At 55.2% G+C, this 24,626-nt stretch carries 23 protein-coding genes; 16 read left to right on the plus strand and 7 right to left on the minus strand.

Going from position 1 to position 24,626, the window contains the following annotated elements:
• Positions 1-131: 131 nt before the first annotated feature.
• Positions 132-1,961: a DEAD/DEAH box helicase gene (locus tag IT971_RS04805; protein WP_063093528.1), complete on the plus strand. Its 1,830-nt coding sequence runs from the start codon at positions 132-134 to the stop codon at positions 1,959-1,961.
• Between the two features lie 78 nt (positions 1,962-2,039).
• Positions 2,040-2,249, plus strand: coding sequence for a cold-shock protein (locus IT971_RS04810; protein WP_007090722.1), 210 nt, complete (start codon positions 2,040-2,042; stop codon positions 2,247-2,249).
• An 89-nt stretch (positions 2,250-2,338) separates the two neighbouring features.
• Here IT971_RS04810 and IT971_RS04815 read toward each other — a convergent pair whose 3' ends face one another.
• Positions 2,339-3,016, minus strand: a complete 678-nt coding sequence (locus IT971_RS04815; protein WP_063093527.1) for a FadR/GntR family transcriptional regulator — start codon at positions 3,014-3,016, stop codon at positions 2,339-2,341.
• A gap of 204 nt (positions 3,017-3,220) precedes the next feature.
• Here IT971_RS04815 and IT971_RS04820 point away from each other — a divergent pair, with 204 nt between their 5' ends.
• The 6 genes from IT971_RS04820 (at position 3,221) to IT971_RS04845 (ending at position 7,980) form a co-directional block, all read left to right on the plus strand.
• Positions 3,221-4,003 carry a transporter substrate-binding domain-containing protein gene (locus tag IT971_RS04820; RefSeq protein WP_063093526.1) on the plus strand — a complete coding sequence of 261 codons (783 nt, stop codon included), beginning with the start codon at positions 3,221-3,223 and terminating at the stop codon, positions 4,001-4,003.
• Positions 4,004-4,055: 52 nt separating this feature from the next.
• Complete coding sequence (locus IT971_RS04825) at positions 4,056-4,727, plus strand: amino acid ABC transporter permease (protein ID WP_037991958.1); 672 nt, start codon at positions 4,056-4,058, stop codon at positions 4,725-4,727.
• On the plus strand, positions 4,720-5,373 hold the full coding sequence (locus IT971_RS04830; RefSeq protein WP_007090726.1) for an amino acid ABC transporter permease: 654 nt from the start codon (positions 4,720-4,722) through the stop codon (positions 5,371-5,373). Before IT971_RS04825 ends, IT971_RS04830 begins: the two co-directional genes overlap by 8 nt.
• Positions 5,360-6,088 carry an amino acid ABC transporter ATP-binding protein gene (locus IT971_RS04835; protein WP_007090727.1) on the plus strand — a complete coding sequence of 243 codons (729 nt, stop codon included), beginning with the start codon at positions 5,360-5,362 and terminating at the stop codon, positions 6,086-6,088. The genes IT971_RS04830 and IT971_RS04835 overlap by 14 nt, the downstream gene beginning before the upstream one ends.
• Before the next feature lie 132 nt (positions 6,089-6,220).
• On the plus strand, positions 6,221-7,465 hold the full coding sequence (locus IT971_RS04840) for an MFS transporter (protein ID WP_063093525.1): 1,245 nt from the start codon (positions 6,221-6,223) through the stop codon (positions 7,463-7,465).
• A gap of 41 nt (positions 7,466-7,506) precedes the next feature.
• Complete coding sequence (locus tag IT971_RS04845; RefSeq protein WP_063093524.1) at positions 7,507-7,980, plus strand: YaiI/YqxD family protein; 474 nt, start codon at positions 7,507-7,509, stop codon at positions 7,978-7,980.
• Between the two features lie 81 nt (positions 7,981-8,061).
• On the opposite strand, the gene IT971_RS04850 is transcribed toward IT971_RS04845, so the two are convergent.
• The gene (locus tag IT971_RS04850; RefSeq protein ID WP_063093523.1) at positions 8,062-9,519 is read right to left on the minus strand and encodes an aldehyde dehydrogenase; all 1,458 of its coding nucleotides are present in this window, start codon (positions 9,517-9,519) and stop codon (positions 8,062-8,064) included.
• Positions 9,520-9,999: 480 nt separating this feature from the next.
• On the opposite strand from IT971_RS04850, the gene IT971_RS04855 reads away from it, so the two are divergent.
• Both IT971_RS04855 and IT971_RS04860 read left to right on the plus strand, forming a co-directional pair.
• The gene (locus tag IT971_RS04855; protein WP_223305025.1) at positions 10,000-10,881 is read left to right on the plus strand and encodes a helix-turn-helix domain-containing protein; all 882 of its coding nucleotides are present in this window, start codon (positions 10,000-10,002) and stop codon (positions 10,879-10,881) included.
• A 146-nt stretch (positions 10,882-11,027) separates the two neighbouring features.
• On the plus strand, positions 11,028-11,870 hold the full coding sequence (locus tag IT971_RS04860) for a DUF3750 domain-containing protein (protein WP_196871110.1): 843 nt from the start codon (positions 11,028-11,030) through the stop codon (positions 11,868-11,870).
• Between the two features lie 77 nt (positions 11,871-11,947).
• On the opposite strand, the gene IT971_RS04865 is transcribed toward IT971_RS04860, so the two are convergent.
• Positions 11,948-12,961: an NADP-dependent oxidoreductase gene (locus IT971_RS04865; protein ID WP_063093522.1), complete on the minus strand. Its 1,014-nt coding sequence runs from the start codon at positions 12,959-12,961 to the stop codon at positions 11,948-11,950.
• 119 nt (positions 12,962-13,080) lie between these two features.
• Positions 13,081-13,590, minus strand: a complete 510-nt coding sequence (locus IT971_RS04870; protein ID WP_063093582.1) for a TspO/MBR family protein — start codon at positions 13,588-13,590, stop codon at positions 13,081-13,083.
• A 282-nt stretch (positions 13,591-13,872) separates the two neighbouring features.
• On the opposite strand from IT971_RS04870, the gene IT971_RS04875 reads away from it, so the two are divergent.
• Positions 13,873-15,564, plus strand: a complete 1,692-nt coding sequence (locus IT971_RS04875) for a methyl-accepting chemotaxis protein (protein WP_065702188.1) — start codon at positions 13,873-13,875, stop codon at positions 15,562-15,564.
• Between the two features lie 59 nt (positions 15,565-15,623).
• On the opposite strand, the gene zigA is transcribed toward IT971_RS04875, so the two are convergent.
• Both zigA and IT971_RS04885 read right to left on the minus strand, forming a co-directional pair.
• On the minus strand, positions 15,624-16,850 hold the full coding sequence (gene zigA / locus IT971_RS04880; RefSeq protein WP_037992309.1) for a zinc metallochaperone GTPase ZigA: 1,227 nt from the start codon (positions 16,848-16,850) through the stop codon (positions 15,624-15,626).
• 119 nt (positions 16,851-16,969) lie between these two features.
• The gene (locus IT971_RS04885; RefSeq protein ID WP_063093520.1) at positions 16,970-17,671 is read right to left on the minus strand and encodes a glutathione binding-like protein; all 702 of its coding nucleotides are present in this window, start codon (positions 17,669-17,671) and stop codon (positions 16,970-16,972) included.
• Between the two features lie 151 nt (positions 17,672-17,822).
• Here IT971_RS04885 and IT971_RS04890 point away from each other — a divergent pair, with 151 nt between their 5' ends.
• A complete protein-coding gene (locus IT971_RS04890; protein WP_063093519.1) occupies positions 17,823-18,515 on the plus strand; it encodes a glutathione S-transferase family protein in 693 nt (230 codons plus the stop codon).
• A 74-nt stretch (positions 18,516-18,589) separates the two neighbouring features.
• On the opposite strand, the gene IT971_RS04895 is transcribed toward IT971_RS04890, so the two are convergent.
• The gene (locus IT971_RS04895; RefSeq protein ID WP_007090739.1) at positions 18,590-19,930 is read right to left on the minus strand and encodes an MFS transporter; all 1,341 of its coding nucleotides are present in this window, start codon (positions 19,928-19,930) and stop codon (positions 18,590-18,592) included.
• Between the two features lie 426 nt (positions 19,931-20,356).
• Here IT971_RS04895 and cyoA point away from each other — a divergent pair, with 426 nt between their 5' ends.
• The 4 genes from cyoA to IT971_RS04915 all read left to right on the plus strand — a co-directional run bounded on the left by cyoA (position 20,357) and on the right by IT971_RS04915 (position 24,609).
• Complete coding sequence (gene cyoA / locus IT971_RS04900; RefSeq protein ID WP_037992314.1) at positions 20,357-21,487, plus strand: ubiquinol oxidase subunit II; 1,131 nt, start codon at positions 20,357-20,359, stop codon at positions 21,485-21,487.
• A gap of 92 nt (positions 21,488-21,579) precedes the next feature.
• Complete coding sequence (gene cyoB, locus IT971_RS04905; protein ID WP_007090741.1) at positions 21,580-23,589, plus strand: cytochrome o ubiquinol oxidase subunit I; 2,010 nt, start codon at positions 21,580-21,582, stop codon at positions 23,587-23,589.
• Between the two features lie 10 nt (positions 23,590-23,599).
• On the plus strand, positions 23,600-24,220 hold the full coding sequence (gene cyoC, locus IT971_RS04910; RefSeq protein WP_063093518.1) for a cytochrome o ubiquinol oxidase subunit III: 621 nt from the start codon (positions 23,600-23,602) through the stop codon (positions 24,218-24,220).
• The gene (locus IT971_RS04915; protein ID WP_007090743.1) at positions 24,217-24,609 is read left to right on the plus strand and encodes a cytochrome o ubiquinol oxidase subunit IV; all 393 of its coding nucleotides are present in this window, start codon (positions 24,217-24,219) and stop codon (positions 24,607-24,609) included. Before cyoC ends, IT971_RS04915 begins: the two co-directional genes overlap by 4 nt.
• Positions 24,610-24,626 lie beyond the last annotated feature (17 nt).

The raw sequence follows: 24,626 nt of genomic DNA on the forward strand, positions 1-24,626 counted from the left end.
CGGAAAACCGCATTGAAGGGCCCTACTACGCGGGCTTTTCCGAAAGAATATGCAAGGCGCAGAGCTGACGTAATACATTCAAGGGCCGATTCCCTTCCCTCTGCTGCCGCAATACCAAGAGATACTTTTATTTGACCCAATTTTCGGATCTCGGCCTGGCCGAGCCCGTCCTTCGCGCTCTCAAGCATGAAGGCTATGATGCGCCAACGCCGATCCAGGCACAGGCCATCCCATCTCTCCTTGAAGGCAAAGACCTTCTGGGGATCGCACAGACCGGCACTGGCAAGACTGCTGCTTTTGCACTGCCGATCTTGGACCGTCTTTCCAAAAACGAAACCCGTACCCCGGCGAAATCATGCCGTGTGCTTGTGCTAGCGCCGACGCGTGAACTGGCCGCCCAGATTGGCGACAGCTTCCGTGCCTATGGCCGCTTCATGAACACCACGGTTGCCGTTGTTGTTGGCGGGGTTGCGCATGGTCCGCAGATCAAGGCGATCACGCCGGGTGTTGACGTTCTTGTCGCAACACCGGGCCGTTTGCTTGATCACATTGATGCAGGCAAGCTGAAACTTAACAATGTTGATGTCGTCGTGCTCGACGAGGCCGATCACATGCTTGATCTTGGCTTCCTGCCGCCGATCAAACGCATTATCAAGATGCTGCCGCGTGATCGTCAGAACCTGTTCTTCTCGGCCACGATGCCGTCGCAGATCGGGCAGCTTGCCGGTGATATGCTTTCCGATCCGGTCAAGGTTTCGGTGACCCCGGTTGCCACGACCCAGGAACGCGTCGAGCAGTCGGTCTATATGATCGAGAAAAATCGCAAGCGTCAGCTTCTGGCGGAATTGCTTGATAACCCGCTTTTCAAACGCACCCTTGTTTTCACCCGCACCAAGCGCGGGGCGGATCGTGTGGCGCGTCATCTTGAAAGCTGCAAAATCAGTGCTGCTGCGATTCATGGCAACAAAAGCCAGAATCAGCGCGAACGTGCCTTGAACGCGTTCAAGGATGGTCAGATCGGCGTTCTGGTCGCAACCGACATTGCCGCACGCGGTATTGATGTCGACGGTGTGACCCACGTTGTGAATTTCGAACTTCCGAATGTTCCGGAAAGCTATGTTCACCGTATCGGTCGTACCGCACGCGGTGGGGCCAGCGGTTCGGCGATTGCATTCTGTGATGAAGAAGAACGCGGTCTTCTGCGTGATATCGAAAAAACCACCCGTCAGTCGATCCCGGTAATCGATCGTCGCGATGCAAAGGCAGCCGCCGAGCAGGACGCGATTTCAAAAGCCGAACGCGATGCCAATCCCGATCGTCGTGCCAGCAATGGCAATGGTAACGGGCGTGGCCGGAATGGCGGTGGTCGTCCGGGTGCAGGTGGCCGTAACGGTCAGGGGCGCAATGATGCCCGTGGTCGTAATGATCGCAATGACCGGAGCAATGATCGTCGTCGCACCGAAGAAACCACGCGCGATGTCGCCAGCGGATCGGAAAATTCCGGCCGTTACAAGGGCGGCATCAAAGGTGGTGCGGATCGTAACGAACGCAATGATCGCAATAACGAGCGTCCTGATCGCGCAGCGGCCCGTCCGCAGGGGCGTGATGGTGCGCGCCGTGAAGGTCGTGACAGCCGCGATGCCCGTGATACCCGTAACGCCAATGGCGATAGCCGGGTTCGGACACCGAAAAAGGTGACTTCGAACGGGACGGGCGGCGGTGACAACCGCATTGCATCCAACCTTTCATTCCTTGGCAGCTCGGACGAGCGCCGCACAACCGGCAACGGTGCGACTGCAAATGGTAAAACGGGTCAGCCCGGCAAACCGGCAGCCCGCAACGCACGTCCGGGGCGTGCGCGCCCCGGCAAGCCAGTCGGTGGTCGTCCGGGCGCACGCCCGAATGGCGAACGCCGTTCCGAAAACAATTCCGGAAACCGCAGCAGGCGCGAAATCGCCTGAGGCAGCTTTCCAAACTGATTGGTGCATCCACGCGGGATGCGCCGTAACGCCAATCGACACTCTAAAGGAGATTTAAAGATGGCAACTGGTACCGTTAAATGGTTCAACGCAACCAAAGGCTTTGGTTTCATTCAGCCGGACGAAGGCGGAAATGACGTATTCCTGCACATCAGCGCCGTTGAACGCGCTGGTATGAACCACCCGCAGGAAGGCGACAAGATCAACTACGAACTGCGCACCGACTCACGTTCGGGCCGCGTTTCGGCTGACGATCTGACCGCTGCCTAATTCGGTTTGCCTTCGCTTGCGAAGGCGCTGATTTGCGAAACCCCCATCCGGGCAACCGGGTGGGGGTTTTGTTTTGCGGGCCTGCTTTTTTATGGGCGCAGAAAGGCGATATTGGCCCGGGTCGCCGCACTGAGCACATGGAAATGCATGGCATCGCGCGCGCCCGATGGATTGCGGTCGCGTACATAGCGCAGGATCTGTTCATGTTCGCGCAACGGTGCCTTGATCGCGGCTGCATTGGCAAAGGGCAGCATCTGGTTTTCATGGATGGTCTGGGCCGCCGGGAATATCGCGGCAGCAAATAACGGATTGCCCGATGCGGACAGCAGGATTTCATGGAATTCAGTATCGGCATTGGCGGCGGTGATCAGGTCGTCAGCCTCGAACGCGGTTTGCATGTCATCGATGCTGCGTTGAAGGGCGATCAGATGATCGCGGGTGCGGGCCTGTGCGGCGAGGCCCGCGACATAGGGTTCTATGGCAAGGCGGAACTGATAGACCTGTGCGGCCTGGCGTTTCTGATTGTCATCGCGCGGCATTCCGTCATGGGGATCGGCGACATAGGCGCCCTTACCGGCCAGAACCCGGATCAGTCCCATGGCTTCAAGCGTTGCGAGCGCCTCGCGCAGGCTGGCGCGGCTGATGCCAAGGGTGGCGGCCAGTTCGCGCTGGGCCGGTAAAGAGTCGCCAGGACCTAAGCCGTTGCTTTTAATCAGGTTGCGAATGGCGCGCGCGGCGCGTTCCGGGGCGGTTTCAGTGCGTGTCATGCGTTTTCCATAACTGGTCTGACCAGTTGTATCAAAATTTATCCGGCGTAAAAATCCAATATATTTAAGGGTTATAGCTTTAATCAGCTTGTGATTTTTCGCAAGTGCGAAATTTACCCATGGACAATAGCATAAATTTTATGCAGTTATTTTATACAGATTAAAAATAAGTCTAATAATCCACTTTCATACGGGTAGAGGCAAATGAACAAATTTCTGAAATCAACCATCGTCGCGATTGCCATGATTGCGGCCCCGCTGGCAGGCGTATCAGCAGGGGCACTTGATACCATCAAGGAAGCAGGCGTTTTGAAAGTCGCCGTGCCGCAGGACTTTCCGCCGTTCGGAAGCGTTGGCACCGACATGCAGCCCAAGGGCTATGACATCGATATGGCGGCCCTGATCGCAAGCGACCTTGGCGTCAAACTTGAACTGGTGCCGGTCGCATCAAGCAACCGCATCCCGTATCTGACCACCGGCAAGGTCGATCTGGTGATTTCGAGCCTTGGCAAAAACCCGGACCGTGAAAAGGTGATTGATTTCACCGATCCTTATGCACCGTTCTATAACGGCGTTTTTGGCCCGGCTGATATTGCGGTCAAGGGTGCCGAAGACCTTTCAGGGCATTCGGTTGGCGTGACGCGCGGTGCGATTGAAGATCTGGAACTGACCAAAATTGCCCCGGCGGATCTCGAAATCAAACGGTATGAGGATAATAACGGCACGATTTCGGCCTTCCTTTCGGGGCAGGTTGACCTGATTGCGACCGGTAACGTTACGGCGGCAGCGATCATCGAACGCAACCCGCCGCGCAAGCCGGAGCCGAAATTCCTGATCAAAAACTCCCCTTGCTATGTGGGGTTGAACAAGGATGAGGATGCATTCAAAGCCAAGGTCAACGAGATCATCGCGGCATCGATTGCCGATGGCCGCCTGAATGCGATTGCCGAAAAGTGGCTTGGCATTCCGCTGCCGGAAAAGCTCTGATCCTGACTTGATTGACTGATGGCTTCACCCCTGACCGGATTGCTTGGTTTCAATGGCTTATGAATTCGATTTCGGTGCAATTGTCCCGCATTGGCAATTGCTGCTTGACGGGGTTGTCCTGACAACCGAACTGACAATCATCGGGGCTGTGGTTGGCGTCAGTCTGGGGACTTTGGGGGCGTGGGCGCGCGCATCGCGTGCCCCCGTCATCAGCCAGATCGTCGGCATATATGTGGAACTGATCCGCAATACGCCGTTTCTGGTGCAGTTGTTCTTTATCTTTTTCGGTCTTCCGGCGCTTGGCGTGAAGCTAAGTGAATTTCAGGCTGCGGTTCTGGCAATGATCGTCAATCTTGGGGCCTATTCGACCGAAATCATCCGGGCGGGTATCCTTGCGATCCCCAAGGGGCAGATCGAGGCCGCCCAAAGCCTTGCGATGAACCGGGTGCAGATTTTCCGCTATGTCATTATCCGTCCGGCGCTCAAGAAAATCTGGCCGGCATTATCAAGCCAGATCGTGATTGTCATGTTGGGGTCGTCGGTCTGTTCGCAGATCGCGGCCGAGGAGCTGACCTTTGCGGCGAACTATATCCAGGCCGTCAATTTCCGTGCCTTCGAGGTCTATTTCGTGGCGACCGCGCTTTATCTGGTGATGTCGGTACTGCTGCGCTGGGGTTTGAAGATATTTGGCAACTTCCTGTTTGAACGGCGCAGTCATGTCTGAATTCAGCCTTTGGGATATTGTTTATAATCTGCTGCTGGCCGCACGCTGGACGGTGTTGCTGTCACTTACCGCCTTTGTGCTGGGCGGGATTGTCGGGCTTTTGCTTTTGATGGTTCGGACCGCCGGTAATCCGTGGGCGATGCGACTGGTGCGCGGCTATGTCGAACTGTTTCAGGGCACGCCGCTTTTGATGCAGCTATTCATCGTGTTCTTCGGTCTGCCGCTGATCGGCATTGATGTGTCGCCCTGGATCGCGGCGATGTTGGGGTTAACGCTGTTTACCAGTGCGTTTCTGACCGAAATCTGGCGGGGGTGCGTTGAATCCATCGGGCTTGGCCAATGGGAAGCATCGGCAAGCCTTGGCATGAATTTCCGCCAGCAGATGCGCTATATCATTCTGCCGCAGGCGCTTCGTATTGCGGTGCCGCCGACGGTCGGTTTTTCGGTGCAGGTGGTCAAGGGGACAGCCGTTGCCTCGATCATCGGATTTGTCGAACTGACCAAGGCCGGAACCATGATCACCAACGCGACCTATGCGCCCTTTACGGTCTATGGCTGTGTGGCCGTCATGTATTTTCTGATCTGTTTCCCGCTTTCGCTTTATGCCCGCCATCTGGAAGGAAAACTTCGCCATGTCGCTCGTTGAACTGCACGCTATCCACAAAAGCTTTGGCGAGCTTGAAGTCCTTAAAGGCATTGATCTTAAGATCGAGGAAGGGCAGGTGATTGCCCTGATCGGGAAAAGCGGGTCCGGCAAAAGCACGCTTTTGCGCACCATCAACGGCCTTGAAACCATCAATGACGGGACGATCATGGTGGCGGGCAAGAAGGTTGGTGACCGCGATACGGATGTGCTTACGCTTCGGCTTAACGTTGGCATGGTGTTTCAGCAGTTCAATCTGTTCCCGCATTACACAGCACTTGAAAACGTCATGCTGTCGCCGCAGGTCGTGAAAAAACAGTCAAAGGCCGAGGCGAAAGAAGTGGCCGAGGAAATGCTGGCCAAGGTCGGGCTTGCCGACAAGATGATGCATTACCCCGATCAGCTTTCAGGCGGGCAGCAGCAGCGCGTGGCGATTGCGCGAGCGCTGGCCATGAAGCCGCGTGTGTTGCTGTGTGACGAGGTCACATCGGCCCTTGATCCCGAGCTGGTGAACGAGGTTCTGGCTGTCGTGCGCCAGCTTGCCGAGGAGGGCATGACATTGGTGATGGTGACGCATGAAATGCGTTTCGCGCGCGAGGTTTGCGATAAACTGGTTTTCATGCATCAGGGACGTATTCATGAAAGCGGTGCCCCCGAAGACGTTTTTGCCAATCCAAAAACCCCGGAACTTGCCAGCTTTGTCGGTGGGTTGGCGTGATCGCAGCCTGACAGGCTGTGATGGTTTTGTGACATCCTGATCGCGGGACGCGGAAAAAAATTTCACTCTTTTTAGTTGAAACGCTAGAACGGTTCTTTGATATCGCCACCCGATAACAAGGACATCAGTGAAATGCGCGACGGGGTTACAGGACCGGATAGTCCCAATGAACAGCCTGCCATGAATGCCATGCTGGCACGGCTTGATCGATATCCGTTGCTGGTTCTTGCACTGGTGCTGATCGGGGCGTTTGCAACAAGCTGTGTTGCTCCCCTGACCGGGCTTTATATTGTTGAAGGACTGGGCGAACCGCCCTGGAAAACCAGTCTTGTTGCGATTGTGCAGGTTTGCGTCACGCTTTTGACCAACCGGGCATACGGGCGCGCGATTGACCGCGGTGTGCCGATCCGTTTCCTTGTGATCCCGAGTATTACCTGCTTTGCCGCGGGTATGCTGTTGCTGGGTACTTTTCAGGTTTACTGGGTGTATCTGGCGATTGTGTCGGTGTTGCTGGGTGTCGGGTCCGGGGTTTTGTCGGTTGTCTATTCGTTTGGACGGCTCTTTGCCGAGCAGACCGGGCGCAATATCGCCAAATTCAACGGATTCCTGCGGATGCAGACATCGCTTGGCTGGATGGTCGGACCTGCGGTGTCGCTGACGGTTTTCGGGGCATATGGCTTTGCCGTGACCTATTACGCGATTGCGGCATTGGCGGTGATCTGGTTTGGCGTCTGTTTGATGGTTGTGCCTGCTGCGTTTCGGACCCACCATCCCGGAATGCTTGATCCCAATGCAAAGATTCCGTTCAATCGCGGGCTTTTGGTTGCCTGTATTCCGGTGTTCTTGCTGGGTTCCGGGAATGTGGTTTTTGTGTCGGCCATGCCGCTTTATTTCTCGACCGAGCTTGGTTTGATGCCGTCTGCAGCCGGTCTTGAGCTGACCGTTAAATGCTTTGTCGAAGTGGTGGTGATTTATTACTGCGCATCAATCATTCGCAAGGTCGGCGAACGCAAGGGCATGGTGATTGCAGCGATCCTTGCCATCATCTTCTTTGGGGCAATCCACAGTGCCGACAGTCTGGTCGATGTTCTTGTTCTGTCGGTGCTTGACGGGCTTTATTACGGCATCTTTGCAGGGATCAGCATGACGTTTGTTCAAAACTTTGCCCCCGAGCAGCCCGGTGTCGCGACCAGCTATTATATGAGTTCGCTTTTTGTTGGGGGACTGGTCGGCAATCTTTTGACCGGGCTTGTGGCCAGTGCATTTGATTTCCGCACGACAACACTTTTTGCCTGTGGCCTTGCGGCGATTGGCTGTTTTGTTTTGATGTTGATGCGCGAGGCAAAGCATTCAGAACGGACAATGGGGACAGCGTGAAGATGGCTTGACTTTCATCGTGTCCCGGCGATGATCGCGCCATGTCAGAACAAACCCAAAATACGCGCCCGCGTTTGTTTGTCGATGCCGATGCCTGCCCGGTGAAGGCGGAATGCGAACGTGTGGCCGAACGCCATCGTCTGGAAATGATCATGGTGTCAAACGGCGGTATTCGCCCGTCGCGCAATCCGTTGGTCCAGATCGTGATTGTGCCGCCGGAACCCGATGCCGCCGACGACTGGATTGCCGAAAACGCGGTTAAAAACGATGTGATCGTGACCAACGATATTCCGTTGGCGTCACGCGGGCTTGAAATCGGTGCGCGCGTGTTGCGACCCAATGGTCAGGAATTTACCGAGGCGAATATCGGCAATGCGCTGGCGGGGCGTGAAATTGCCGCCCATATGCGCGAAGTCACCGGCGAGCAGGGCCGCAATGCGGGCTTTACCCAGAAGGACCGGTCGCGGTTTTCCAACATGCTGGAAGTCACGATACAGGCCGCCCTGCGCGGTTAAGCGCAAGGCGGCCTGCCACAGGTCCCGGCCGATCATCTGAGGGAGTGCGACCGGGCTTCCCCCCTGCGGAATGTGATATTCCTAGAACGGATAGTGGCGTTTGCCGCTTTGGATCGTGATCCAGCGCATTTCGGTGAATTCATCAATTGATGCCTGCGATCCGAAGCGGCCATAGCCGCTGGCTTTCACCCCGCCAAACGGCATCTGGGCTTCGTCCTGAACGGTCGGGCTGTTGATGTGGCAGATGCCGCTTTCGATCCGTTTGGCGACTTCCATCGCACGCGGGATGTTGGTGGAAAAGACGGCCGATGACAGGCCATATTCGCTGTCATTGGCGATGCGAACCGCTTCGTCTTCGTTCCCGGCACGGATAACGACACAGACCGGGCCAAAGCTTTCCTCGGCATAAATCCGCATGGCGGGTGTGACGTGATCCAGAAGGGTCGCATCCATCAGAACGCCATCGCGCGCCTTGCCGGAACCGGCGACCAGTTTTGCGCCCTTGGAAACCGCGTCTTCGACCAGCTCTTCGATCCGGTTGACGGCTTCGACATTCACGACACCGCCCAGAATATGTTCGGCCTTTGCCGGGTCGCCAGCGGTCAGCGTTTTGGCCTTGGCGGCCAGTTTGGCAACGAAATCATCGGCAACCGCATTGTCAACGATCAGGCGTTCGGTCGACATGCAAATCTGGCCCTGATTCATATAGGCCCCGAATGCGGCACCATTGACGGCTTCGTCAATGTCGGCATCGTCGAGTACAAGGAACGGTGCCTTGCCACCCAGCTCAAGCAGAACCGGTTTAAGGTGTTCGGCCCCCAGTTTGGCGATGATGCGGCCAACCCGGGTGGAGCCGGTAAAGTTGATGCGGCGCACCGCCGGATGGGCGATCAGGGTTTCGACGATTTCCGGGGCGTCTTCGGGGGCGTTGGTCACGACATTGATGACACCGGCCGGGGCGCCTGCCTCGACCAAGCATTGCCCGATCAGGCGATGCAGGGCGGGGCACAGTTCCGATGCCTTGAGCACCACGGTGTTGCCACAGGCAAGCGGCATGGCAATCGCGCGCGTGCCAAGGATGACCGGCGCATTCCATGGCGCAATGCCCAGAACCACGCCAACCGGCTGTCGAATGCCCATGGCCATCAGGCCCGGCGTGTCGGACGGGATCAGGTCGCCCTGAATCTGCGTTGTCATTGCACCGGCTTCGCGCAGCATATTGGCCGCCAGATGGGCGTTGAAACCGCCCCACATGCGTGTACTGCCGGTTTCTTCAAGGACGAGACGACCAAACTCGTCGCCTTTGGCTTCCATGATGTCGGCGGCTTTGAGCAAAATCTTGCGCCGTGCGCCCGGACCCATTTTTGACCATTCCGGGAATGCGGCGGCGGCGGCATCGGCGGCCTTGCGCGCATCGGCGGGGCTGGCGGCAGCAGCAGAGGTTGCGACCTTGCCGGTGACCGGGTTCTTGCGTTCGAATGTCCGGTTGCTGGTGGCATTCACGGCTTCGTTGTTGATCAATAGCTTGGCATCGTTCACGACGTTTCTCCTGATTTCTTCTTTATGTTCTGCTGTGCGGCGGCGAAAGGCAGCTTTGCGCCGGGTAAGACCCGGAAAGGTCTTTGGGCAGTGATTTCGGTTTTCCCGCTTTGGCGTTACCTCAGGAAGATGGATACAGAAAATCTGTTATCTACTTTGATGTTCAAAGTAAAAAAGTGACGTATCCTCCTGTCCGTTTACTCGCATGTGCAAAATAACGGAAACGCATTGTTCAATATGTCTTGTTGTTATTGGCGGTTGCTTTGACCGCAATATTAGTAAGCGCTGTAAGCGTTCCGATGTAAAGATGGTCAAATTGACATTTTAAGACGAAAAATTGTACTATTTTACATATAACCATTTGGAATGTTTCAGGGTCAAAAAGGCATGGTTTCGCCGGTGATTGCAAAAAATCAACACCCGGAAGCGTTTGGCATCCAACCGTTTGATGACCCAGTGCCGGTCACGACACAGGCAGTGATGTACCGTTTTGATCATGCATTGTCGTCCCAGGAATGGGTGATGAATGACCGGGCGCGTCGGGACCGGTGCCATGCGGTTTTGATGCTGTCGGGGCGGGCGCATATCCGGTTGCGTCAGGGCACGATTGATTGTCATGCCCCGGCACTTGTGTGGTTGCCGCTTGGCGAAACGCAGGCGATATCCGTCAATGCCGGGGCGGATGGATATCTGTTATCGGCGGCGGACGATCTGGTGGCGCGCCATTGCGGGGGCAGTTCAACCGGCACAAGTGTGCCGCCAGTGCCGGGCGGGGGGCTGCCGTTACGGTTTGCCGCCGATACGGTTCATAATGTCACCCCGGCGGAGGGCAGCAATAATCTGACGTTACTTGCGCGCAGCTTTGATGCGATCCGGGCGGAGCTTATGCAAAATGGGCTTGGTGCTGGGATCGTGGTTGGGGCGCATCTTCAGATCATCCTGACGATGGTTTTGCGACTGGCCAAAGGGATGATCGAACAGCGCGATAAACATCGCCCCGGATCGATCACGTTTCAGCGGTTTTTGCAGACGCTAGAGCTGCATTTTCGTGAACATTGGAACATTGCCGACTATGCCACGGCCCTTGGCGTCAGCGAGAGGCGGCTGGGGTCGGCGGTGATGCGGGCGACCGGAAAGCCGCCCCTGACACTCGTGCATGAGCGGGTCATTCGCGAAGCCTGCATGCGGCTGGAACAAAGTCCGCTGGCGGTCGCGCAGATTGCCTATGGACTTGGTTTTCGTGATCCGGCCTATTTCAGCCGGTTTTTCAAACGTTACATGGGCGAGGCACCCGGCGCTTATCGCCGCCTGCGCCGGGCCGAGGAACGGGCGCGCGACCATACCTTTGCCGCGTGGCCATAAGGGGGGCGCAAGGCAATTGTCGCAGAATTGTCGCAAAGCCTCACCGTTTTTTGATGCTGCTTTGCAAACTAATTGCCATTTTTTGATCTTATTTGTCGTTTCACATCGTAACATTAATGAAACGTGACATCTGACAGGATTGATTGGTGAGAAAAGGCAGAAATTTCATTCTGGGCCTTCTGGCGATGCTTGTGCTGCCGTTTGGCATCAGCCTTGCACAGGACCCGCCCGCCGAAAAGGCCGAAAAACGCCAGACATGGCGTAATGCGCCGCGACATTCATCGGGCGCTGCCGCCGATCCGGTGGCAAATGCCGATATTGCGATTGTGCAGGTCATGGCGGCCCATACCTATGGCTGGCGTGGTTATTTCGCGGTTCATCCGTGGATTATCTATAAGCGGGCTGGTGAAACCAGTTACACGCGATATGACGTTGTTGGCTGGGGCGGGGGCAATGTGGTGCGCAAGAACTATGCGTTGCCCGATGGCTTATGGTTCGGGTCCGAGCCACAAATTCTTGCCGATCATCGCGGCGAGGGTGTGGATGATCTGATTGATCAGATCGAAGCCGCGATCAAGGATTATCCCTATCCGGATCAGTATCGCAGCTATCCGGGGCCAAACAGCAATACCTTTGTCGCCCATATCGGGCGCAGCGTGCCCGACCTTGATCTTGATATGCCGGCCAACGCGATTGGCAAGGATTTCCGTGCGATCACCGATCCTGTCGGATTGTCATCCAGTGGTCAGGGCATTCAGGCCAATCTTTTGGGGCTGCTTGGTTTTTCCATTGGTCTTGAAGAAGGGATCGAGTTGAACCTGCTGGGCCTTAACCTTGGCATTGATTTCAATCGCCCGGCCCTGCGTCTGCCGTCTGTCGGGCGGTTGGGCATGGATAATGTTGCCCCGGTTGGCGATGTCGAGACGGTTAAAGCCGCAGAAGCCGAAGAAGCAGCGGATGCCGACGGTGCCGGAACGCCAGCGTATTGAGAGCATGAACCAAACGACAAAGCCCCGCCCATTCTGATTTGGCGGGGCTTTGTTTTTTTAAGGGCTTCTATGGCGGATCAATCGGCGAGTTTAACCAGCATCTTGCCGGTATTCTTACCCTTGAACAGATCGATAAAGGCCTCGGGGGCGTTTTCCAGCCCTTCGATCACGGTTTCACGGCTTTTGAGCTGTCCGCTTCGCACCAGATCTGCCCCTTCGCGGACGAAATCGGGGTAACTGCCCCAATGGTCGCTGACGATGAAGCCTTCCATCTTTGCGCGTTGTGTCGTCAGTCTGAACAGGTTGCGTGGGCCGGGTTGCGGGGACTTGTCATTATAGTGTGAAATCATGCCGCATACGGCAATGCGCCCGCCAGTATTGATATGATCAAGGGCGGCCTCAAGATGCGCGCCGCCGACATTTTCATAATAAACATCAATGCCCTGCGGGGCGACTTCGCCAAGGCTTCCTGAAAGGTCGTCGGTATCGCGGTAATTTATTACCGCATCAACGTTCAATTCAGTGCGCAGCCATTTTGCCTTGTCCCTATCACCGGTCGATCCGATAACCCGGCATCCCTTGGCTTTGGCGAGTTGACAAACCACAGATCCGACCGCCCCGGCGGCGGCGGAAACAAAGACGGTATCGCCCGCCTTGCAATTGGCGATCCGGTTCAACCCCACCCAGGCCGTCATGCCGGGCATGCCCAGCACACCCAGAAACTTTTCGGGTGGAATATCAGGCATATCGGGGATGGGATGCAGGTAATCACGTTCAAGCAGCGCATGGCTGCGCCAGCCGGTCATCGAGGTAACAAGCGATCCTTCGGCAAAGCGTGGGTCGCGGCTTTGTATGACCCGGCCAATCGCGTGGCCTTCAAGCGGGGCATTCAGTTCGAACGGCGGGATATAGCTTTTGCGTTTGGTCATGCGACCGCGCATATAGGGATCGACCGACATCCAGATATTTTCAATCAGGACTTCCCCGTCAAGCGGATTTGGCAGGACGCTGTCTCTTGCCGCGAAGTCTTCCGTGGTGGGAACGCCATCGGGGTAATGTAAAAGGTGGATTTCCTTTGCTGCAATGCTCATCTGGGCCTCCTCGGTCGGTTTTATGCACGCTAAGATGTGCCCGACGTAGGATTCTGACCGTCATTTCGCAATGGCGGATTTCGGTCGAATTTCAAAAGCCCTTTGGTTTCAGGAGTGTTTCAGGGGTTAAGAAAATAAATCGATCCGTTGAGCAATGTAGCGAAGCCAACCCACAATGCATAGGGCACCAGAAGCATCCCCGCCAGACGATCAATCCGCCAGAACATCGCGCAATTGACAATGATCAGGATCAGAAGCGGGATGATATCGACCAGCCCGAGAAATGGTGACTGCGCCCCGAAAAACAGAAACGACCACAAAAGGTTCAGGGTCAGTTGGGCGGCGTAGATGGCAAAGGGGCCCTTTGCCCCGTAAATCCCGCGTTTAAGCCAGACGCGCCAGCCGCTAAAGGCGATCAGGAAATAAATCAGGCTCCATGCCGGACCAAACAGCCAATTTGGCGGATTGAAAAACGGCTTTTCCAGTGTCGGATACCAGTCATGGACGCTGGTTGCCGTGACGGCCCCGCCTGCTGCCGAAATAATCAGACACAGCACCATGAATGCAATCAGGGCAAAGACGCGCGTGCGATGATTGGGCTTGAAGATGGTGCCGGTTTGATTGGTCATGGTTTTATCCTTGTCTGCCATTGGACATCCAATAGATCGGTCCAAAAGGCTTATCCGCAAGGGGAGGGAGTCCAAGCGGGTATGAAGCCACAATAAATATAGCCGCATAAGTGATTAGTATCACAGCTGAAACATGTCTGGATATTGTATGCGCTTGCTATAATCTGATTATTCCCTCTGCCGGAAATGTAAAATACGGTGCGCTGGTGGTGGGATACTTGAAAAGAACAAAACGTTGCCAACATGTTGGCAACGATTAGGCACTGGCTTATGGGGATGGAAATGTTCAATCTGAATTCAATGAAGATCGGCACGCGAATGCTGATCATCGTCGCGGGGGCGATCCTTGCGGCTCTGCTGGTTGGGGCGTTCGGTCTGACCGAATTGCGCAGCAATATGCTTGAAGATCGTAAGGCAAAAACCAAAAATCTGGTTGAATCAACAATCAGCCTGATTGGGCATTTCCATGCGATGGAACAGTCCGGCGAAATGACCACCGAACAGGCGCAAAATGCGGCCAAGGCGGCGGTGGCGGCCCTTCGGTATGATGAAACCAACTATTTCTTTGTGTTTGATTACACGCCGGTGGTTCTGATCCATGACATCAAGAAGGATCTTGTTGGCAAGAATCTGAGTGATGCGGTTGATGGATCGGGTAAACACCATTACCGCGAATTCGCCCGTGTCGCCAAAGAAGAGGGGCAGGGCTTTGTCGATTATACCTATCAGGTGCCAAAGTCTGACAAGCTCCGTCCGAAGCTTTCCTTCGTCAAGGCGTTCAAGCCGTGGGGCTGGGTTGTTGCCACAGGGATCTACATTGATGACGTGAATGCCGTCTTCATGCAGAGCATGCTGGTGATGGGGCTTGTGGCATTGGCGGTCTTGTGTGCGGTTGTCGGTGTTTCGCTGATGATCAGCCGGGGCATTACCCGTCCGCTTTATGCCATTTCGGAAAACATGCTGCGTCTGTCGCAGGGCGATCACAAGATCGACGTCAAATATACCGATCAGAAAAGCGAGATCGGCGATCTGGCCCGCGCCATGGATATCTTCAAATCGAAAACAATCGAAATGGAAGAAATGCGCGAAGCGCGTGAAGAGCAGGAGCGTGTTGCCGAGGAAGAAAAACGCGCCGCACTTCGCAAAATGGCCGACAGTTTCGAGGCCAGCGTCGGGCAGGTGGTTGCACAGGTTATTCAGGCATCGGGTAACATGCAGCATTCCGCCAATGCGATGACCGATACCTCTAAACAGGTTGGTCAGCGTTCGACCATTGTTTCCGCAGCTTCGCAGGAAATGTCGAGCAACGTGGAAACCGTTGCATCGGCAGCCGAGGAATTGAGTGCCTCGATTGCGGAAATCAGCAATCAGGTCGCGCAATCATCTACCATTGCCAATGGTGCGGTTCGCACATCCGAAGACACCCACCAGAAGATCGAACTGCTGGCCGAGGCGGCAAACCAGATTGGCGAGGTCGTCTCGCTGATTACCGATATTGCCGAACAGACCAACCTTCTGGCGCTTAACGCTACCATCGAGGCGGCGCGAGCCGGTGATGCCGGCAAAGGATTTGCCGTGGTGGCCAACGAGGTCAAAAACCTTGCCAACCAGACCGCACGCGCAACCGAGGATATCCGATCCCAGGTCGGTGATATTCAGGTTGCGACATCCAACGCGGTAACTGCCATTGCCGAGATTGCCGAAACCATCCGCCGTCTTGACGGTGCGACAACCACGATTGCAGCCGCCGTTGAAGAACAGGGTGCCGCAACACAGGAAATCGCACGCAATGTCGAGCAGGCCGCACACGGTACCCGTGATGTTTCGGAAAACATCACGGGCGTTTCTTCGGCCGCGGATGATGCCGAAAAACTTTCGAACGAGGTGCTTGGCCTTGCCGAAGGTCTTGGGCGTCAGGCGGCGGTTCTGAACGATGCCGTCGAAGCCTTCCTGGCCGAGGTTCGAAGCGCCTAAGCTGCGGGTTCGCAAAGATCATTGACGCCGCCAGCCTTGTTGAAAGGCTGGCGGTTTTTTTATGCTGCGGCTTTGCGGCCCCAAACCGGGAACGGATCGGGCAGGGATTTATAGCGGTCGGGTTCAAAGCTTCCGGCGTCCAATGCCGCGTCCTCGTCAATCAGGCAGGCGGCAAGGCGGGCGCGAAGGGTTGCTTCGTTCATCTGATCGGCAAGGCCGATAAAGACGATTTCCTGCCGACGGTCGCCGAAAGTCGGATCCCAGTTCGACAGTACCTTATCGCGCCAGTCATTGTTATCGGGCCAGCGATCACGCGGGACGGCGCACCACCATGTGCCAAGGGCTTCATGCTTTACCGCAGCCCCGGCCTGACTGATTTCGCCAACCCAGTCGGGGCGTGTGGCGATCCAGAAATGCCCCTTGGCGCGGATAATGCCCGGCCATTCGGAATGGATGAAATCGTAAAACCGTTTGGGGTGAAACGGCAAAGGCGTGCGGAAGGTAAAGCTTTTGATACCGTATTCTTCGGTTTCGGGCACATGATCGGCAAAGCCGTAAAGTTCCTTGGCCCAAAGCGGATGATCCTGCGCGCGGTCGAAATCAAACAGCCCGGTATTGAGGATTTCATGCGGATCAACCCGGCCATGATCGGTTTCGATGATTTTGGCATCGGCATTGAGCGCGCGAATGATGCCAAGCACGATTTTGCGTTCGTCTGCACCAATCAGATCAAGTTTGTTCAGCACAATCACATCGGCAAATTCGATCTGATCGACCAGAAGATCGACGATGCTGCGGTCATCATCGTCGCCAAGGCTTTCGCCCCGGTCATTAAGGAAATCGGTGCTACTGTAATCGGCAATCATGCGCGCGGCATCAACAACCGTCACCATGGTGTCAAGTCGGGCAATATCGCCAAGAGACTGGCCGGTTTCATCGCGAAAATCGAACGTCGCGGCAACTGGCAAGGGTTCGGATATGCCGGTTGATTCGATCAGCAGATAATCAAACCGGCCTTCTTCGGCCAGACGGCGGACTTCGATCAAAAGATCGTCACGCAGCGTGCAGCAGATGCAGCCATTGGTCATTTCAACCAGCTTTTCATCCATTGCCGAAAGTGCTGCCCCGCCGTCACGGATCAGGTCGGCATCTATATTGACCTCGCTCATATCATTGACGATTACCGCGACCTTCAGCCCGGCGCGATTGTTCAGCACATGATTAAGCAGGGTGGTTTTGCCTGCACCGAGAAACCCGGACAGAACCGTAACAGGAAGGCGTTGCATGATGGTTCCTTTTAAATGTTATGTTATAACATAACATTTATTGGGTTTGGGATTACGATGCAACCGGTTTTAGATGCCCCCGCCCGAACGGGCAGGGGCATTGCGCAGAACAAATTGGATCAGGTGTTTTGGGTGCTTCTGGCGGTTTGGCCGAACAGGACTTTTTTGTCCTCTTCGCTCATCTCGCCAGATCGCAGACCTTCGCCGGCCTTATAGGCCGCGATGGTTGCCGGGCGGGCTTGGATGTTTTCAAACCAGCGTTTCAGGTTGGGGAAATCATTCAGGTCCTGCTGCTGTTTTTCATGGCTGACAATCCAGGGATAGCAGGCCATATCGGCAATCGAATAATCGTCCCCGGCGATGAAAGTGCGGCCATCAAGGCGCTTGTTCAGCACACCGTAAAGGCGGTTGGTTTCATTGACATAGCGCGTGATGGCATAAGGGATTTTTTCCGGCGCGTAACCGCTGAAATGATGGTTTTGGCCTGCCATCGGGCCAAGCCCGCCCATCTGCCAGAACAGCCATTCCATCACGGTTTTCTTGGCCCGGACATCGGTCGGCAGGAACTTGCCGGTTTTTTCCGCCAGATATTGCAGGATGGCACCGGATTCAAAAACCGTAATCGGATCGCCGCCGTCTGCCGGGTTCTGATCAATGATCGCAGGCATGCGGTTATTGGGCGAAAAGGCCAGGAATTCCGGTTTGAACTGATCCCCGGCACCGATATTGACCGGATGGATTTTGTATTCAAGTCCCGCTTCTTCAAGGAAAAGCGTGATTTTGTGGCCGTTCGGGGTTGGCCAGTAATAAAGATCAATCATGGGGCGAAGCCTCCTTTGACTTTCATGATGTGTGGCTCATCTCAAACTATGACCTTGCCAACACGTTTCTGATACGTCAATTTAAACTGATCGTTCCATAATTCAAGGGCAGGCGAAAAACACGGTTTCGCCCCCTTATCAGGAGCCCCCGATGATCCGCTTTTACTTCCACCCGACCCCGAACCCGGCCAAGATTTCGCTTTTCCTTGAAGAATCTGGTCTGCCTTATGAAATCCATCCGGTCGACACCAAAAAGGGCGAACAGCACAGTCCGGAATTCCTGGCAATCAACCCGAATGGCAAGGTCCCGGCGATTGTTGACACCGACGGGGCGGGTGGCAAGGAAACCCGCGTTTTTGATTCAAACGCCATCCTGATTTATCTGGCAGAAAAGACCGGAAAGTTCCTTGGTACGGCGGAAGATCGTGGTGAATTGCTGTCATGGTTGATGTTCATTGCATCGGGCCTTGGCCCGTTTTCCGGGCAGGCGGTGCATTTTCAGCATGTGGCACCGGCGGGCAACGATTACGGTGTGAACCGCTATCGCAAGGAAATTGAACGCCATTACAAGGTGATGGATGATCACTTGGCCCAGCGCGAATTTGTTGTCGGTGACAGTTACACCATTGCCGATATGTCGCTTTGGGGCTGGATCGAGCGGGCGGCATTCGTCATGAAAAATGATGCGCCGCTTGATCCTTATCCGAACCTGAAAAAATGGTATCAGGGCATCTGTACCCGCCCTGCGGTGGAACGGGCACGCAAGGTTGGCAGTGACCATGCCTTCAAATCGGAAATGGATGACGTTGCCAAACGGGCACTGTTCCCGTCGAATTACAGCTGATAGTCCGATTTTAACAAAAACACCCCCGGTAGATGACTGCCGGGGGTGTTTCGTTTCACATAGGGAAAGATCAATCAGTCGGTGTTTTTCTGTCCGAACTGCTTGTTGAAATGCAGGACGAGCAGAGTGACCGCCGCCCCCGAAAGCAGATACGCCCCAACGCCAATCGGGCCATAAGCCACGCAGAGCAGAAGGGCAATCAGCGGGGCGAAGCCGGCACCGAGCAACCATGCAAGATCGGATGTCAGGGCCGAACCGGTATAGCGATATTCACGTTTGAAGTTCGATGCCAGTGTCCCGGCCGCCTGACCAAAGCACAGACCCAGAACCGCAAAACCGCCCAGAACGATCATGCCTTCATTGATGATGTTATAGGCATAAAGCAGCGGGGTCAGGAGCGCACCGACCGCGATGATGGCTGCCGAATACCCCAGCAGGCGGCGGCGGCCGATCTGATCGGCAATGAAGCCCGATGCGATAATGCCAAGCGCGCAAAGCACCGCACCGACACCCTGGGTCAACAGGAACTGCCCCGGATTGGCCGGGGTGTAAAGCACGACCCAGCTAAGCGCGAAGACAGTGACCAGATGGAAAAGCGCGTAGCTGACGAGTGGCACAAGCGCGCCGAGAAGCACGGTCCGGCCGTGATGGCGGATGGTGTCGCGGACACGGACGGCCTGCAATTCATTCTTTTCAAGCAGGCTTCCGAATTCGGACGTTGCGACCAGACGCAGACGGGCAAACAGCGCCACCACGTTGATTGCAAAGGCAACAAAGAAGGCATAGCGCCAGCCGAATGCGAGGAAATCCTCGGGCGACAGGGTCAGGATCAGGTAGGCAAACAGCGAGGATGCCAGAATGAAGCCAAGCGGTGCGCCAAGCTGTGGCATCATGGCATACCAGCCCTTGCGATTATCAGGCGCGTTGAGTGCCAGCAGGGAGGCAAGACCATCCCATGCACCGCCAAGTGCCAGCCCCTGCGTAAAGCGAAGCACGCACAGCAGATAGATCGCAAACATGCCCGCACTGTCAAAGCTTGGCAAAAAGGCCATCGCGGCGGTTGAACCGCCCAGCAGGAACATGGCAACCGTCAGCTTTGTGCCGCGGCCATAGCGCCGGTCCACTGTCATGAAGACGAGGGACCCGATCGGGCGGGCGATGAAAGCCAGCGAGAATATAAAGAAGGAATGGATGGTACCGACGATCGCGCTTTCGCCGGGGAACAGGAGTTGGGGGAACACCAGCACAGAGGCGATGCAATAAACGAAGAAATCGAAAAACTCCGATGACCGACCGATAATCACGCCAAGCGCGATCTGTCCGGGGTCGTTGACTGTGCCAGCCGAGTGTTGGCGTGCGTCGCGTTCCAGTCCAGAGGAGGTGGAGGTCGCTAAGGTATGAGTGGGTTGATTCACGCCTGTCTCCCTAATTATCTGACTTCATTGCTTCTCATTGGACCCATCTTGATTGGCCATCTTGATTGGATCGAGTCTAATTATAGACATGTGAATTGCAAACGTCAGTGTCAATTATTGTGTTGCGTTGCACAACGCATGGTTTACAGCTTTTTGATAATTATCATAAACACCAGCCGATGTTTGGCGGCCTGCTTGACATTGTTGCGGCGCAGCTATAGCTAGTGAGCGAAATTTTCTGCTGGTGATCTTTAAGAAAAAAGTTCGCCAAATTTGTGTCTCTTCCGTGGAAGTTTGGAATTTTAATTCCTATATGCCGCTACGGTTGGGGTACGACGTGTGCCGGTCCGGTGGGCTGGTTATGCGGCTCGCAAGCATATGGTTGCTTGTGAGAACATCTTCCAGAGACTGACAAAGTAGAAGCGCATGCTCTCAAAACTTGCACGCGGCGTCGCAATTGCTTCTGTGTTCACGTTACTGACCGGATGTAATCTGGTCGTGATGGATCCGTCTGGCGATATTGCGTCACAGCAAGCCGACCTTATCGTTGTTTCCACGATCCTGATGCTGATCATCATCCTTCCGGTGATGGCGCTGACAGTGTTCTTTGCCTGGAAATATCGTCAATCCAATAAGGATGCAGAGTACGATCCTGAATGGCACCATTCCACCAAGCTGGAAATTGTCATCTGGTCCGCCCCGCTTGCGATCATTATCGCGCTGGGTGCGATCACCTGGGTCAGTACGCACACCCTGGACCCATACCGCCCGCTGGATCGTATCGATGCGGAACGTCCGCTTGAGAAAGATCACAAGCCGATGGTGGTAGAAGTCGTTTCCCTTGATTGGAAATGGCTGTTCATCTATCCCGAGCAAGGGATTGCGACCATCAATGAGCTGGCCGCACCGATTGATACGCCGATCCAGTTCAAAATCACCTCTTCGGGGATCATGAACTCCTTCTATGTTCCGGCACTGGCCGGGATGATCTATTCGATGGCCGGTATGGAAACCAAGCTCCATGCCGTGATCAACGAGGAAGGCGTCTATGACGGGTTTTCGGCGAACTATAGTGGCGAGGGTTTCTCGCATATGCGCTTCAAGTTCCACGGGCTGAGCGACGCAGGCTTTGATGACTGGGTTGCCAAGGTCAAATCCGATAGCGCCACTTTGGGCCGTTCGGAATATCTGGAACTTGAAAAGCCAAGTATTGCGGAACCGGTCCACTATTTCGGTAATGTCGATCCGGAACTGTACACGGCCATCCTGAATATGTGCGTCGATCAGTCGAAAATGTGCATGAACGAAATGATGCATATCGACAAAAATGGCGGTGGCGGTCTTGCGGGTATCTATAACGTTATGTCGCTGACATACGACACCCCGCGCGAACGTGGCAGCCAGCCTTTGCCGTTGACCGAATCATTCGTGGCAACGCTTTGCACGACGCCGACAGGCGGTCTGAGCCAGGAAATTTCTTCGATCCCGCTGTTTGAAAACGGGTCTGAAGACAGCCGGTTCAGCCCCGTTCCTGCCAGCGTATCGACAGGGTTCTGAAGCAGTGCCGGTTGATGTAAGTCGACCGGCCCTTCGCGGCTTGCGCACCGGCCTGGCCGGTGCGTTGCCGCATCGAAAAGAAGAGTAATCCGATGTTTTCAAATCCGGACCTTTTGCATTTTATATTTGGCCGGCTTTCACTCGACTCCTTCCCGATGTTCCACGAGCCGATCCTGGCTGTGACATTCGCGGGGGTTGTTCTGGGTGGTATCGTCGTTGTTGGCGCGCTGACCTATTTCAAACTGTGGGGTTACCTGTGGCATGAATGGATTACATCTATCGATCATAAAAAGATCGGTATCATGTATATCATTCTGGCCCTGATCATGCTTTTGCGCGGCTTTGCCGACGCGATCATGATGCGTGCCCAGCAGGCGATTGCCTTTGGCGATGTTGCTGGCTATCTGCCGCCCGATCACTACGACCAGATCTTTACCGCCCACGGCGTGATCATGATCTTCTTCGTGGCGATGCCGCTGGTGACAGGGCTTATGAACTTCGTCGTGCCGCTTCAGATTGGCGCGCGTGACGTTGCCTTCCCGTTCCTGAACAATTTCAGCTTCTGGATGACGGCTGCGGGTGCGATCACGGTGATGATCTCGCTGTTTGTTGGCGAGTTTGCCAAAACCGGCTGGCTGGCATATCCGCCGCTTTCGGACATTGTCTACAGTCCGGGGGTCGGGGTTGATTACTATATCTGGGCCTTGCAGATTGCCGGTGTCGGTACATTGTTGTCGGGCGTGAACCTGATTGTGACCATCGTCAAGATGCGCGCACCGGGCATGTCGATGATGAAAATGCCGGTCTTCACCTGGACCGCGCTTTGCACCAACATCCTGATCGTTGCCGCCTTCCCGGTTCTGACCGCGGTTCTTGTTCTGCTGTCGCTTGACCGTTATGTCGGCACGAACTTCTTCACCAATGATCTTGGCGGCAACGCCATGATGTATGTGAACCTGATCTGGATCTGGGGCCACCCGGAAGTTTACATCCTGATCCTGCCGGCATTTGGCGTATTTTCGGAAGTGGTTTCGACCTTCTGCCGTAAACGCCTGTTCGGTTACAGCTCGATGGTTTACGCAACGATCGTTATTACCATCCTGTCCTATCTGGTCTGGCTGCATCACTTCTTCACCATGGGGTCGGGTGCCAGTGTGAACGCCTTCTTTGGTATCACCACGATGATCATCTCGATCCCGACCGGGGCCAAGATATTCAACTGGCTGTTCACCATGTATAAGGGCCGCATCAGCTTTGACGTCCCGATGCTGTGGACGATGGGCTTTATGCTGACCTTCGTGATTGGTGGCATGACCGGTGTGATGCTCGCGGTTCCGCCGGCGGACTTCGTGCTGCATAACAGCCTGTTCCTGATTGCGCATTTCCACAATGTCATCATCGGTGGCGTGGTGTTCGGGATGTTTGCCGGTATCGTTTACTGGTTCCCGAAGGCGTTCGGTTACAAGCTTGACCCGTTCTGGGGCAAAATGTCCTTCTGGTTCTGGCTGATCGGGTTCTATTTCGCCTTCATGCCGCTTTATGTCCTTGGCCTGATGGGCGTTACCCGCCGCATGAACCATTTCGATGACGGCTCGCTGCAAATCTGGTTCATCATTGCTGCCTTTGGTGCGGTTCTGATTGCCATCGGTATTGCATCGTTCCTGATGTCGCTGGTCGTGTCCTTCATCAAGCGTGAAGAACTGCGTGATGAAACGGGCGATCCGTGGGATGGCCGTACGCTGGAATGGTCGACCTCGTCGCCGCCCCCGGCATACAACTTTGCCTTCACCCCGGTCGTTCACGATCTTGATGCCTGGGCTGATATGAAGAAGCGCGGCTATGTCCGTCCGACTTCCGGGTTCCTCGACATTCACATGCCGAAAAACACCGGTGCCGGTGCGATCCTTGCGGGTATGTCGCTTGTTCTCGGTTTCGCGCTGATCTGGCATATCTGGTGGCTTGTCGCCGTCAGCTTCATCGCCCTGATCGGTACCGCGATTGCGCACACCTTCAACTACAACCGTGATTACCACATCCCGGCCAGCGAAGTTGTCGCAACCGAAGACGAACGTACCGCCCTTTTGGCAAAGCAGCAGGCGTAAGGGAATGACAATGGCGAATACAAATGCCTCTCAGACCGAAGCGCCGGTCTTTTACCTGAAGGAAGAGCATCACCCGCAGAACGGGACGATGCTTGGCTTCTGGCTCTATCTGATGAGCGACTGCCTCATCTTTGCGATCCTGTTTGCAACCCATGGCGTGCTTGGCCGCAATTATGCGGCCGGGCCGGCACCGGTGGATCTGTTTGATCTGGAACTGGTTGCGATCAACACCTCCATGCTGCTGTTTTCCTCGATCACCTATGGCTTTGCCATGCTGGCGATGGAAAAGGGCAGCATCAAGGGAACCCAGATGTGGCTGGCGATTACCGGCCTGTTCGGTGTTGCCTTCGTCGGGTTGGAAATTTACGAGTTCCATCATCTTTGGAGTCTCGGCGCCACCCCGATGCGCAGTGGTTTCCTGTCGTCGTTCTACACGCTGGTTGCGACCCACGGGCTTCATGTGACGTTTGGCATCATCTGGCTTGTCACCCTGATGGTTCAGGTTGCCAAGCGCGGTCTGATCGTCGAAAACAAGCGTCGTTTGATGTGCCTTTCGCTGTTCTGGCACTTCCTTGACGTGATCTGGATCGGCGTATTCTCCGTTGTTTACCTGTTGGGAGTTCTGGGATGAGCACGCATTCTCATGCACATGATGACCATCACGGTCACGATCATGCTGACGGTGCCAGCCACGGCACCTTCAACAGCTATCTGATCGGTTTCATCCTGTCGGTAATCCTGACCGCCATCCCGTTCTGGCTGGTGATGGATGGAGTTCTTGACAGCAAGGTGGCAACCGCGGCCTGGGTCATGGGCCTTGGTGTCGTGCAGATTGTCGTCCATATGGTCTACTTCCTGCACATGAACACCAAGTCCGAAGGCGGCTGGAACATGCTGGCGCTGATCTTTACCCTTGTGATCGTGGCGATTGCCATCGCCGGTTCGCTGTGGGTGATGTATCACCTGAACACCAACATGATGCCGCAGATGGATCATGAAATGATCCGAAGCTTCGGCTAGGTTTTGCTGATGTAATT

This window comes from Thalassospira sp. B30-1, assembly GCF_015767575.1.
Taxonomy (GTDB): domain Bacteria; phylum Pseudomonadota; class Alphaproteobacteria; order Rhodospirillales; family Thalassospiraceae; genus Thalassospira; species Thalassospira xiamenensis.

Bases quoted from the DNA above. Each gene is read 5' to 3' on its own strand.
- IT971_RS04820 (WP_063093526.1), top strand. From the start codon at position 3,221: ATGAACAAATTTCTGAAATCAACCATCGTCGCGATTGCCATGATTGCG.
- IT971_RS04810 (WP_007090722.1), top strand. From the start codon at position 2,040: ATGGCAACTGGTACCGTTAAATGGTTCAACGCAACCAAAGGCTTTGGT.
- IT971_RS04825 (WP_037991958.1), top strand. From the start codon at position 4,056: ATGGCTTATGAATTCGATTTCGGTGCAATTGTCCCGCATTGGCAATTG.
- IT971_RS04835 (WP_007090727.1), top strand. From the start codon at position 5,360: ATGTCGCTCGTTGAACTGCACGCTATCCACAAAAGCTTTGGCGAGCTT.
- IT971_RS04830 (WP_007090726.1), top strand. From the start codon at position 4,720: ATGTCTGAATTCAGCCTTTGGGATATTGTTTATAATCTGCTGCTGGCC.
- IT971_RS04885 (WP_063093520.1), bottom strand. From the start codon at position 17,671: ATGATTGATCTTTATTACTGGCCAACCCCGAACGGCCACAAAATCACG.
- IT971_RS04890 (WP_063093519.1), top strand. From the start codon at position 17,823: ATGATCCGCTTTTACTTCCACCCGACCCCGAACCCGGCCAAGATTTCG.
- cyoB (WP_007090741.1), top strand. From the start codon at position 21,580: ATGTTTTCAAATCCGGACCTTTTGCATTTTATATTTGGCCGGCTTTCA.
- IT971_RS04845 (WP_063093524.1), top strand. From the start codon at position 7,507: ATGTCAGAACAAACCCAAAATACGCGCCCGCGTTTGTTTGTCGATGCC.
- IT971_RS04865 (WP_063093522.1), bottom strand. From the start codon at position 12,961: ATGAGCATTGCAGCAAAGGAAATCCACCTTTTACATTACCCCGATGGC.
- IT971_RS04840 (WP_063093525.1), top strand. From the start codon at position 6,221: ATGCGCGACGGGGTTACAGGACCGGATAGTCCCAATGAACAGCCTGCC.
- IT971_RS04855 (WP_223305025.1), top strand. From the start codon at position 10,000: ATGTACCGTTTTGATCATGCATTGTCGTCCCAGGAATGGGTGATGAAT.
- cyoA (WP_037992314.1), top strand. From the start codon at position 20,357: ATGCTCTCAAAACTTGCACGCGGCGTCGCAATTGCTTCTGTGTTCACG.
- IT971_RS04815 (WP_063093527.1), bottom strand. From the start codon at position 3,016: ATGACACGCACTGAAACCGCCCCGGAACGCGCCGCGCGCGCCATTCGC.
- cyoC (WP_063093518.1), top strand. From the start codon at position 23,600: ATGGCGAATACAAATGCCTCTCAGACCGAAGCGCCGGTCTTTTACCTG.
- IT971_RS04915 (WP_007090743.1), top strand. From the start codon at position 24,217: ATGAGCACGCATTCTCATGCACATGATGACCATCACGGTCACGATCAT.
- IT971_RS04875 (WP_065702188.1), top strand. From the start codon at position 13,873: ATGTTCAATCTGAATTCAATGAAGATCGGCACGCGAATGCTGATCATC.
- zigA (WP_037992309.1), bottom strand. From the start codon at position 16,850: ATGCAACGCCTTCCTGTTACGGTTCTGTCCGGGTTTCTCGGTGCAGGC.
- IT971_RS04870 (WP_063093582.1), bottom strand. From the start codon at position 13,590: ATGACCAATCAAACCGGCACCATCTTCAAGCCCAATCATCGCACGCGC.